Below are 10,562 nucleotides of genomic sequence, written 5' to 3'. Positions count from 1 at the left end.
GTCGGCGGCCGGATCGCGGCCGGCGTCGGCACCCCCCCCCCCCCCCCCCCTCCCGCCCCCCCCACCCCCCCCCCCCCCTCCCCCCCCCCCCCGACGTGCGTGCGTCGTCAGGTGACGATCAGGAAAATCCCGTACGCCACGGCCGCCGCGCAGAGCGCGAAGCACGCGTACGCACCCGTGCGGGCGAGGGTGGCGGAGCCTCCGTTCGCGGAGGCCGTCTCCTGCTTGGAGAGGCCGACGATACCGAGGGTGAACAGGCCCACCAGTGCGACGGTGGCCAGGAGGCTGACCCCGAAGACGGAGCCGAGAGCTGCCCAGTCGATCTTCATGCTGTTCTGTCCTTACACCGTGGCGGCGGGAGCCGGAGCGGTGGATGCGGGGGTGGCCTCGCCGGCCGGAGCCGGGATGGTGGCCTTGAGGTCGTGGTCGTGGTCGTCGGTGGCCGCGACGGCACCCGCCGGCGGCGGGGTGACGGCCGCGATCGCGGTGGTCACGACGCCCGCGGGCTCGTCGGCGCCCTCGGCGTCCACGTCGTTGACGTTGGTGTGGTCGACCACCTGGCGGCGGGAGATGAACCAGATCGCGGCGCAGGAGGCGATCAGGAAGACCACCACGGCGGCGACGCCCCAGTCACCCTGCCGGGTGACGAGCTCCGAGCCGGCGGCGACCAGGCCGGCGGCCGGGAGGGTCAGGCCCCAGGCGACGAACATGCGGGTGGCGGTGGACCAGCGGACCACGCCGCCCTTGCGGCCGAGGCCCGCGCCCATCACGGCGCCGGAGCAGGAGTGCGTCGTCGAGAGCGAGAAGCCCAGGTTGGACGAGGCCAGGATGACGGCCGCCGCGCTGGTCTGGGCGGCGAAGCCCTGCTGCGGCTGGAGGTCGGTGAGGCCCTTGCCCATGGTGCGGATGATGCGCCAGCCGCCCAGGTAGGTGCCGAGCGCGATGGCCAGACCGGCGGAGACGATCACCCAGACCGGCGGGTTGGAGCCGGGGGCGAGGGCGCCGGCGGCGACGAGGGCCAGGGTGATGATGCCCATGGTCTTCTGCGCGTCGTTGGTGCCGTGCGCCAGGGAGACCAGACCGGCGGAGGCGATCTGACCGGCGCGGTAGCCCTTGCGGCCGGTCTTCTCGTCGATGTGGGCGCCGGCCTTGTACGTCAGGCGCGCGGCGAGCATCGCGGCGAGGCCGGCGACCAGGGGCGCGGCGACGGCCGGGATCAGGACCTTGGTGACGACGACGCCGCCGTTGACGCCGCCGATGCCGACCGAGGCGATGGTCGCGCCGACGAGGCCACCCATCAGGGCGTGGGAGGAGCTGGAGGGCAGACCGACCAGCCAGGTCAGCAGGTTCCACAGGATCGCGCCGACGAGCGCCGCGAAGATCACTTCGGGTTGGATGCCGTCCTCGTTGACGAGTCCGCTGGAGATCGTCTTGGCGACCTCGACGGACAGGAAGGCGCCGACCAGGTTGAGCACGGCGGACATGGCCACCGCCGTCTTGGGCTTCATCGCGCCGGTCGAGATGGTGGTCGCCATCGCGTTGGCGGTGTCATGGAAACCGTTCGTGAAATCGAACACGAGAGCTGTCACGACCACAATGGCGAGCAGCAGCGTGATGTGTTCCATTTACCCAGGCAATCGTTCGACGTCAGTGGCTCGGCGAACGTAAGCAACCTGAGTGAACGGAAGGTGAACTGGGTCGGGCGTCATGGTGACCCCAACCGGGATCTCATCATTCCGCTTACCGCCTCCCCGAGCGCTGCCGACGGCCCTCGGGCCCGGAATGTGGGCGGTTTCGGCCCTCTTCCCGCCGCTTCCTGTCCTTTCGTGTAGGTCCTCCAGCCGACTGCCCGGCTCGCGGAAGAGATTCTTGTCACCCCCGGCCCCGCCGCCCTTTTCTCCGCCGTTCGCCTGCCGACGGTCATCGGTCACCCCCTCCCGGAGCCCCGGCCCCCCGTGGGCGCAGCCGCCCCGCGCAACCGCGCTGCCCTGCCCCGCCCGGCCGGGTCCCGCCACCCCGCCCCGTCCGGGCGCGGCCCACCGCCCGGGCCCGCCGCCCTGCCATGTCCCAGTGCGGCCCACTGGCCAGGCTGCGGCCCGGCACCCGCCCCGTCCCCGCCCGCCCGGCGCCGCCCCGGCCCGGTGCCGCGGGTCCCATCGGACTCGCCGCCGACCTCGGCAACCGAACCGGGACCCGGAGGCGGCCGGCCGCCGGGCTCGCGGAGGCAGACCGTCCCCGGGGCGGGAAGTCGCCGCCCACCAGGCCCCGGAACGGGCCACCGGGCTCGCCTGCGACCGCCCGGCGCCCCCTGGACCCGAACGCACCCGCCGACCACCCCGCGCAGCCGAGCCGGGGCTCGCCGCCCCGCGCATCCGCCGACCACCGCGCGCCGCCGCCCCGCGCAACCGCCCGGTGCAGCGGCCCGTACAGCCGCCCCCGCGCACCCCCCGTGGTGGCCGGGCCGGGGCTCGCCGACCCGCAGCGGCTCACGGCCCGGGGCGACCGGTCGATGCGGGGGCGGGGCGCGGCTGACAAGATCGGGTGCATGACACAGGACGCGATCGAGCGGGCGTGGGACGCACTGGTCGGCACCGCCCGCAGGACAGTGACGGACGGGCTGGTCGTCGGGACCTCAGGAAACGTTTCCGCGCGGGTGGGCGACCTGGTGCTCGTCACCCCCAGCGGTGTGCCCTACGACCGGCTCACCGCCGCCGACACCGTCGCCGTCGACCTCGACGGCACCCAGGTACGAGGCAGCCTCGGCCCCACCAGCGAGCTGCCCATGCACCTGGAGATCTACCGCCACACCGACGCCCGTGCCGTCGTGCACACCCACGCCGTGCACGCCACCGCCGTCTCGGCCCTCGTCACCGAACTCCCGCTGATCCACTACATGGCCGGGGCCCTCGGCGGCCCCGTCCGCGTCGCCCCGTACGCCCTGTACGGGACGGAGGAGCTGGCCGAGCACATGCTGCGCGCCCTGGACGGCCGTACGGGCTGCCTGCTGCGCAACCACGGAACGATCACCTACGGCGACTCCCTGGACCAGGCCTACGACCGCACGGCACAGCTGGAGTGGATGTGCCGCGTCTGGCTCACCGCGAGCTCCATACCCGGACTCAGCCCCAGCCTGCTGTCCGCCGCCGAACTGCACGAGGCGGCGGAGAAGCTCCGCGGCTACGGCCGGCCCCGCTGACCACACCGCCGGCGCCACACCGCCGGCGCCACACCGCCGGCCGCCGCACCGCCGGCCGCCACACCCCCGGCCGCGCCCACTGGCATCCGACCCCTCCCGTGCCGACACTGGAACGGTGCGCCCGGCTACAGCGACGGCAGCGGCCGTCACCACCCTGATCGGTGTCGGCGCGGCCGCGGTCGCGGCCGGCCGGTACGCCAGCAGCGCCGCGCTCAAAGTGCCGCCCGGCCTGCCCCTGCCCGGCGAGCCCAGGCTCACCGTGCACGCCACGGCCGCCGGGCAGGTCGCCCTGACCCGCTGCCTCGCCTCCCTGCGCCCCGGCACCTACGGCCTGGCCGGAACCGACGTCCACGCCGTCGTCGGCCCCGTCCTGGACGACGTGCCGCACACCGCCGACACCGTCGTACGCCGCCTCGAACGCGTCGTCACCGGCCGGCTGGAGGCCGGCAGCCATGTCAGGCTCACCCCCCAGCTCCACACCGGCACCCCCGGGACGGCTCTCGGACTGGAGTACCAGGACGTGGAGGTGCCCGGCGAACTCGGCGCCCTGCCCGCCTGGTTCGTCCCCGCCGCCCGCTCCACCTGGGTCATCGCCGTCCACGGCATCGGCACCACCCGCGAACACCCCATGAACCTCATGGGATTCCTCAACCGGATGCACCTCCCGGTGCTCGACCTCGCCTACCGCGGCGACCCCGGCGCGCCCCGCCCTGCCGACGGGCTCGGCCACCTCGGCGACTCCGAGTGGCGCGACCTGGACGCCGCGATCCGCCACGCCGTGCGGTACGGAGCCGAGCGCGTCATCCTCCACGGCTGGTCCACCGGCGCCGCCATGGCCCTCCACGCCGCCGCCAACTGCGGGCTGCGCGACCGGATCAGCGGCCTCGTCCTCGACTCCCCGGTCCTGGACTGGGAGGCCACCCTGCGCGCCCTGGCCACCGCCCGCCGCATCCCCGCCCCCCTGCTCCCGCTCGCGGTCCGTGCCGCCCAGGGCAGTACCGGGGTGCACGGCGACCGGCTCGCCGAAGCGGCCGACCCGCGGGGCCTGCGCGTCCCGGCCCTCGTCTTCCACGGCCCCGACGACCACCTCGCCCCCTGGCAGACCTCGCGCGACCTCGCCTCCCGCCGCGCCGACCTGGTCACCCTCCACACCGTGCGCGACGCCCCGCACGCCGCCATGTGGAACGCCGACCCGGACCGCTACGAGGAAGCCATGCGCCGCTTCCTCACCGCCCTCGTCTGACCCTTCGCCGACCACCCGACCGGCCGCGGAAAGGTCCCGGCACCGGGCGCGAAACCGGGTGCGAACCCGGCGAATCGGATTCCGTTTGGGCTTTCGGGGCGTCAGCGGGAAGACTGCCCCCGTGACGTCTCGAAAGCCTGATGAGCAACTGGCGCGCAATTCCAGACTCCGACTCGTCCGTCCGCGGCCCCTGACCACGGCCCGACGGGCCGTGACGACCCGGCGTACGCGGCCGGTGCCACGGCCGCCGGAGGGGACACCGCCGCCCGCCGAGCTGGCCCGACAGGCGAGGGCGGTACTCGCCGACGCCGTGCGCATCGCCCGCTGGGCCGCCGTCGAGCGTGACCGCGACCACGACCAGGACGCCACCTCCGCCACGGAACGGGCCGCCGCCGCCCTGAACCTGACCCCCGCTCAGGTGCGCGCCGGCTGGGACCGCGCCCGGCTCGCCGGACTCGTCGAACTCCACGGCGACACCGCCCGCCCCGGCTGGCGGCTGCGCGCCTGGGACCGGGACGACTCCGCCGTACTGCGCGGCTGGGTCGCCCTCTTCGACGCCTGGTCGCTCGTCCACCCGGCCCCCGACGACGTCGCCCCCGCCGCCGTCGCCGAGGTCGTGGAAGCCGTCCCCCAGGTGCTCTCCCTCCTCCAGCTCTCCGCCGGGCCCGTGCTCGTCCCGGCCCTGCTCGACCTCCTCCAGCAGCGCGTCGCCGAACTCCGCGACGAGCGCTGCGAGGTCCAGGGCGGCCCGGGGCAGCCGGCGCCCCTTCCCGGCCCCGACTCCCTCGCCCGGCTGCTCGACTGGGCCCTGGAGGGCCTCGCCGCCGTCGGCGCACTGACCCTCGGCGACGGCCAGGCCACCCTCACCCCCCTCGGGAACTGGGCGGTGTGGGTCAAGCTGGAGCAGATCTGCGTGGCCGCCCAGAGCCCCGCCGGCCACATCGAGCAGTCCGCCGAGGACATGCTGCGCGGCTGCGCCCGCCTCACCCCGGGCCCGGCACGCGTCGAGTACCGCGCCTGGCTCGCGGCCCGCCCCATCGGCAGCGCGGTCACCGAACTGCTCTCCGTCGCCCGCGGCGAGGACGCTCTGCTGCGCGGCCTCGCCTTCGAGGCCCTCCGGGTCGTCGGCGCCCCCGCGGAGGCCGAAGTCCGCGCCGCCGCCGAAGAGCCCGGCCTCCGCCCCTACGCGCTGCTCTGGCTCGCCGAGTACGAAGGCGCCGACCCGGACGACGCCCCCGACGTCCTGACCCGCGAGGAGGCCACCTGGCTCTGGGTGGACACCGCAGCGGCCGTCGCCGACCACGGCGAGAGCACCCTGCTGGTGCGCCACCTCGAGTCCGCCGTCCAGGGCACGGTCCCCGCCCTGCTCGACGAGGTCCGGGCGGTGGGCCACCCCCGCACCGTCCAGGTCCTGGTCGCCCTGGCCGCGGCACACCCCGACCCCGCCCTCGCCAAGGCGGTGCGCCGCGCGGCCTTCCAGGTCCACACCGGCGGAGCGTGACCCGGCGCTACCCCGCGGCGCCGGGGGCGTACGTCCCGAAGCTCCAGACGTTGCCCTCGGCGTCCCGCGCCATGTAGTCCCGTGAGCCGTACTCCTGGTCCGTGGGCGGCATCAGGATCTCCACCCCGTGCTCCACGGCCCGGGCGTGGTGCGCGTCCACGTCCTCCACCACCACGTACACCCCCACCGGGCCGGCTCCCGCCATCGCCTTGGCGAAGACCCCGTCACCGCCCTTGGTGCCCAGCATCACCATGCCGTTGCCGAAGGCCAGCTCGGAGTGGACGACGTAGCCGTCCTCCCCCTCGTACACACTCACCTCGGTGAAACCGAAGGCTTCCTTCAGCGTTCTGATGGCTGCCTTCGCGTCGTCGTACAGGATCGTCGGATAGATGCTCGGTACGTTCGCCATGCTGATCACGCTCCGATTCGGCGCTCGACTTCGACCTTTCGGTCCCTCGTCCTCTCGTCCTTGCGACCTTGCGACTGTGATCCGGATCTCAGCTGTTCCTCAGTCTGGCACCCGCCACTGACAACGCCGCCCCGAGCGCCCCGGGCTCACCGGAAGGTGTTGCGTCCTGCCGGAACACCGCCCCGCGCACGCTTCCGTGCTCCGTGCGCCACCGCCCTCGTCGCGTCTTCCGGCTCTCCGGCGTGGCCGAAAAGCAGTTGCACACGCCCGTTAGACTGGCCCGTATGGCCATTCTCCCCGTGCATTAGACCGGCGTCGAAGCCACCGCACCCGCCGTCCTTCCGCCGTCTTCCCCACCGCCCTGGAGTCTGTCCGTGATCACCGCTTCCGGCATCGAGCTGCGCGCCGGCGCCCGCGTTCTCATCGAGTCCGCTTCCTTCCGTATCGCCAAGGGCGACCGCATCGGTCTCGTCGGCCGCAACGGCGCCGGCAAGACCACCCTCACCAAGTGCCTCGCCGGCGAGGGCGTCCCGGCAGGCGGCACGATCGCCCGCTCCGGCGAGGTCGGCTACCTCCCGCAGGACCCCCGCACCGGCGACCTCGACGTCCTGGCCCGCGACCGCATCCTCTCCGCCCGCGGCCTCGACACCCTGCTGCGCAAGATGCGGCAGAACGAGGAGCGCATCGCGAACGGCCAGGGCGCCACCCGTGAGAAGGCGCTGCGCCAGTACGAGCGGCAGGAGACCGAGTTCCTCACCAAGGGCGGGTACGCCGCCGAGGCCGAGGCCTCCACCATCGCCGCCGCCCTCGGCCTGCCCGACCGGGTGCTCGGCCAGCCGCTGCACACGCTCTCCGGTGGTCAGCGCCGGCGTGTCGAGCTCGCCCGCATCCTCTTCTCGGACGCGGACACGCTGCTCCTCGACGAGCCGACCAACCACCTCGACGCCGACTCGATCGTCTGGCTGCGCGACTACCTCAAGACGTACCGCGGCGGCTTCATCGTCATCTCCCACGACGTCGACCTCGTCGAAACCGTCGTCAACAAGGTCTTCTACCTGGACGCCAACCGGTCGACGATCGACATCTACAACATGGGCTGGAAGCTCTACCAGCAGCAGCGCGAGGCGGACGAGAAGCGCCGCAAGCGCGAGCGCGCCAACGCGGAGAAGAAGGCCGCCGCCCTCAACTCGCAGGCCGACAAGATGCGCGCCAAGGCCACCAAGACCGTCGCCGCGCAGAACATGGCGCGCCGCGCCGAGCGGCTGCTGTCCGGCCTGGAAGAGGTTCGCGCCTCCGACAAGGTCGCCAAGCTCCGCTTCCCCGAGCCCGCGCCCTGCGGGAAGACCCCGCTCACGGCGGAGGGGCTCTCCAAGTCGTACGGATCCCTGGAGATCTTCACCGACGTGGACCTCGCCATCGACAAGGGGTCGCGGGTCGTCATCCTCGGCCTCAACGGCGCGGGCAAGACGACCCTGCTGCGGCTGCTGGCCGGCGTCGAGAAGCCGGACACCGGCCAGGTGACCCCCGGCCACGGCCTGAAGCTGGGCTACTACGCCCAGGAGCATGAGACCCTCGACCCCGACCGCACCGTCCTGGAGAACATGCGGTCGGCCGCGCCCGACCTCGACCTGGTCGAGGTGCGCAAGACGCTGGGCTCCTTCCTCTTCTCCGGCGACGACGTCGACAAGCCGGCGGGTGTCCTCTCCGGTGGTGAGAAGACCCGGCTGGCGCTGGCCACCCTGGTCGTCTCCTCCGCCAACGTCCTCCTCCTCGACGAGCCCACGAACAACCTCGACCCGGCCAGCCGTGAGGAGATCCTGGGCGCCCTGCGTACCTACAAGGGCGCCGTCGTCCTCGTCACGCACGACGAGGGCGCCGTGGACGCCCTCCAGCCGGAGCGGATCATCCTGCTGCCCGACGGGGTCGAGGACCTGTGGGGCGCGGACTACGCGGACCTCGTGGCACTGGCCTGACCCGGGCCGGATCGTCTCCCTATGGATCATTCGGCTTACGTGTGATCCATCATCTGAGTGAGGACGTCTCATACTCCGGCGTGGCGCCGGGTCAATTTCCCGACCCGGCCCCACGCCGTTTTTCTTTTTCTCCCGCCGCCCTGACCTGGCGTTTCGATGAAAAACGGGCTCCCGGAACCGGACGGCGGGCCGGAAAGAGGCCCCGGGTCGGCGAAACCTTGCGGCACGGACCTTGTCGAATGGCTGGCCAGGAAGCGCCCGAGGGGTGATCATGAGAAGACCAGAGCGCACTTCCCATGAGGAGGCACGGGTGGCCGAGACTCTGAAGAAGGGCAGCCGGGTTACCGGCGCCGCGCGCGACAAGCTCGCGGCAGACCTGAAGAAGAAGTACGACTCCGGTGCGAGCATCCGGGCATTGGCCGAGGAGACGGGCCGATCCTATGGATTCGTCCACCGGATGCTGAGCGAATCCGGAGTCACGCTGCGTGGACGCGGCGGAGCGACGCGAGGCAAGAAGGCCGCTTCGGCCTGACGGCCCCAGTGACCTGACAAACCCGAGCGCGGCTCGTACGGCCCCACCGGTTCCGGCAGGGCCACCCGGCCGATCGCAGTGTCGGCCGGGTGGTTACTGTGCAGTCACTTATTGGCTGCACTGCTGCACCGGACCCGGAGGCGCCTCATGACCTCGCTCGACCCAGTCCTCGAAGTGCTCGACAAGGACGGCGTACGGCTCACCGTCGAGGACGCCGTTGCCACGGTGACCCTGACCAACCCGGCCAAGCGCAACGCCCAGTCCCCCGCTCTGTGGCGGGCGTTGGCGGAGGCCGGACGGTCGCTGCCGGGCAGCGTGCGGGTCGTGGTGCTGCGCGGTGAGGGCAAGTCCTTCTCCGCCGGACTCGACCGGCAGGCGTTCACGCCGGAGGGTTTCGACGGCGAGCCGTCGTTCCTGGATCTGGCACGCGGCTCCGACACCGAGCTCGACGCGGTCATCGCCGAGTACCAGGAGGCGTTCACCTGGTGGCGCCGTAACGACATCGTGTCGATCGCGGCCGTACAGGGGCACGCGATCGGGGCCGGCTTCCAGCTCGCCCTGGCGTGCGACCTGCGGGTGGTGGCCCAGGACGTGCAGTTCGCCATGCGCGAGACCAGCCTGGGTCTCGTCCCCGACCTGACCGGTACGCACCCCCTCGTCGCGGCGGTCGGCTACGCCCGCGCGCTGGAGATCTGCGCCACCGGCCGGTTCGTCCACGCCGACGAGGCCGAGCGCATCGGACTGGCCAACCTCGTCGTGCCCGCCGACGACCTCGACGGCGCGGTACGCGACCTGGCGGGCGCGCTGCTTGCGGCCCCGCGTGACGCGGTCGTCGAGACCAAGGCGCTGCTGCGGGGCGCGGGGGAGCGTACGTACGAGGAGCAGCGGACGGCCGAGCGCGCCGCCCAGGCGCGCCGCCTGCGCGACCTGGCGGGTCTCTCCGACTAGCCCGGCCCCTCGAGAACCACGTCGGTGACCACCACGGTCACCGGCAGCTCACCGTCGACGGCCCCGCGTACCGCCAGTGCCACATCCAGTGCACGGTGGTCCGGGGCCGTCGCCAGTTCGACGCGGAGGTGGTCGGCGGCCCGGCGGACCGGGGGGCCCAGGACCGCCGTCAGCCTGGCCACGCCCGCGACGGCGGCCGCCGCGGCAGCCGCGGGGTCCTCCTGGGACGGGCGCTCCTCCTCGGGCGGGTGAGCGGGGGCGGGGGAATCCGGCGCGTCCGGCGGGGTGTCCAGGAGCGCCGTCACACGGAGGTCCACCTCCGCCACGTTCAGCCCCAGCCGTCGCTCCGCCGCCGTCGCCAGGGCCGTACGCAGCCGCTCCGCCAGATCTGGCAGCGGTACGCCGTACCCGGTGGCGAAGTCCGCTTCGATCCGCAGCGGGCCGGGGGGCACCGATCCCGGCGGTGCCGGGAACGTGGGGGTCGTCGCGGATTCGGCGTCCGCGAGGGTGATCCGCAGCCGGCCCGGGTCGACCCCGGGCACCTGCCGTGCCGCCCGGCGCAGCACCGCGTCCGCGGCACGCTCCGCGATCCAGGCCCCGTCCGCCGGGCCGCCCAGGGGAAGCAGCCGGCCGAGACCGATCCGGCTCCGTGCCGTCGCCATCCATCCGTCAGCCGTTGTCATTGCTCCAGCCTGCCCCATCCCTGGCGCGAGATCCGTAAACGACCCTTAATGTGAGCAAAGGAGATGAAAACCTCCCG

General features: G+C 73.2%; 10 protein-coding genes. 6 read left to right on the top strand and 4 right to left on the bottom strand.

Features of this window, described 5'->3' with window-relative positions; genetic code table 11:
- Positions 1 to 107 precede the first annotated feature (107 nt).
- Entirely contained in the window at positions 108 to 329 is a 222-nt protein-coding gene (locus ACZ6C1_RS15805; RefSeq protein ID WP_469241357.1) for a hypothetical protein, read from the bottom strand.
- A 12-nt stretch (positions 330 to 341) separates the two neighbouring features.
- The gene (locus ACZ6C1_RS15800) at positions 342 to 1,625 is read right to left on the bottom strand and encodes an inorganic phosphate transporter (RefSeq protein WP_469241355.1); all 1,284 of its coding nucleotides are present in this window, start codon (positions 1,623 to 1,625) and stop codon (positions 342 to 344) included.
- A gap of 920 nt (positions 1,626 to 2,545) precedes the next feature.
- Here ACZ6C1_RS15800 and ACZ6C1_RS15795 point away from each other — a divergent pair.
- The 3 genes from ACZ6C1_RS15795 to ACZ6C1_RS15785 all read left to right on the top strand — a co-directional run bounded on the left by ACZ6C1_RS15795 (position 2,546) and on the right by ACZ6C1_RS15785 (position 5,940).
- Positions 2,546 to 3,196, top strand: coding sequence for a class II aldolase/adducin family protein (locus tag ACZ6C1_RS15795; RefSeq protein WP_469241354.1), 651 nt, complete (start codon positions 2,546 to 2,548; stop codon positions 3,194 to 3,196).
- A gap of 115 nt (positions 3,197 to 3,311) precedes the next feature.
- A complete protein-coding gene (locus ACZ6C1_RS15790; RefSeq protein ID WP_469241352.1) occupies positions 3,312 to 4,439 on the top strand; it encodes an alpha/beta hydrolase in 1,128 nt (375 codons plus the stop codon).
- A 121-nt stretch (positions 4,440 to 4,560) separates the two neighbouring features.
- A complete protein-coding gene (locus tag ACZ6C1_RS15785) occupies positions 4,561 to 5,940 on the top strand; it encodes a hypothetical protein (protein WP_469241350.1) in 1,380 nt (459 codons plus the stop codon).
- 7 nt (positions 5,941 to 5,947) lie between these two features.
- Here the strand turns inward: ACZ6C1_RS15785 and ACZ6C1_RS15780 are convergent, their stop codons facing one another.
- Positions 5,948 to 6,349 (bottom strand): VOC family protein, encoded by a 402-nt coding sequence (locus tag ACZ6C1_RS15780; protein WP_469241348.1) that lies wholly within the window; start codon positions 6,347 to 6,349, stop codon positions 5,948 to 5,950.
- Positions 6,350 to 6,723: 374 nt separating this feature from the next.
- Here ACZ6C1_RS15780 and abc-f point away from each other — a divergent pair, with 374 nt between their 5' ends.
- The 3 genes from abc-f to ACZ6C1_RS15765 all read left to right on the top strand — a co-directional run bounded on the left by abc-f (position 6,724) and on the right by ACZ6C1_RS15765 (position 9,802).
- A complete protein-coding gene (abc-f, locus tag ACZ6C1_RS15775) occupies positions 6,724 to 8,322 on the top strand; it encodes a ribosomal protection-like ABC-F family protein (RefSeq protein WP_469241347.1) in 1,599 nt (532 codons plus the stop codon).
- A 310-nt stretch (positions 8,323 to 8,632) separates the two neighbouring features.
- Positions 8,633 to 8,854 (top strand): helix-turn-helix domain-containing protein, encoded by a 222-nt coding sequence (locus ACZ6C1_RS15770; protein ID WP_006123601.1) that lies wholly within the window; start codon positions 8,633 to 8,635, stop codon positions 8,852 to 8,854.
- A 147-nt stretch (positions 8,855 to 9,001) separates the two neighbouring features.
- A complete protein-coding gene (locus ACZ6C1_RS15765) occupies positions 9,002 to 9,802 on the top strand; it encodes an enoyl-CoA hydratase/isomerase family protein (RefSeq protein ID WP_469241344.1) in 801 nt (266 codons plus the stop codon).
- Here the strand turns inward: ACZ6C1_RS15765 and ACZ6C1_RS15760 are convergent.
- Positions 9,799 to 10,485, bottom strand: coding sequence for an Asp23/Gls24 family envelope stress response protein (locus tag ACZ6C1_RS15760; protein ID WP_469241342.1), 687 nt, complete (start codon positions 10,483 to 10,485; stop codon positions 9,799 to 9,801). The two genes, ACZ6C1_RS15765 and ACZ6C1_RS15760, sit on opposite strands and share 4 nt — an antisense overlap.
- Positions 10,486 to 10,562: the final 77 nt, after the last annotated feature.

This window comes from Streptomyces sp. NPDC041796, assembly GCF_055590785.1.
The sequence above is the reverse complement of the archived record's forward strand: the minus strand, read 5'-3'. Positions and strand labels throughout refer to the sequence as shown.

Coding starts and splice junctions, on each gene's coding strand:
- ACZ6C1_RS15805 (WP_469241357.1), bottom strand. CDS start 329: ATGAAGATCGACTGGGCAGCTCTCGGCTCCGTCTTCGGGGTCAGCCTC.
- ACZ6C1_RS15800 (WP_469241355.1), bottom strand. CDS start 1,625: ATGGAACACATCACGCTGCTGCTCGCCATTGTGGTCGTGACAGCTCTC.
- ACZ6C1_RS15795 (WP_469241354.1), top strand. CDS start 2,546: ATGACACAGGACGCGATCGAGCGGGCGTGGGACGCACTGGTCGGCACC.
- ACZ6C1_RS15780 (WP_469241348.1), bottom strand. CDS start 6,349: ATGGCGAACGTACCGAGCATCTATCCGACGATCCTGTACGACGACGCG.
- ACZ6C1_RS15765 (WP_469241344.1), top strand. CDS start 9,002: ATGACCTCGCTCGACCCAGTCCTCGAAGTGCTCGACAAGGACGGCGTA.
- ACZ6C1_RS15760 (WP_469241342.1), bottom strand. CDS start 10,485: ATGACAACGGCTGACGGATGGATGGCGACGGCACGGAGCCGGATCGGT.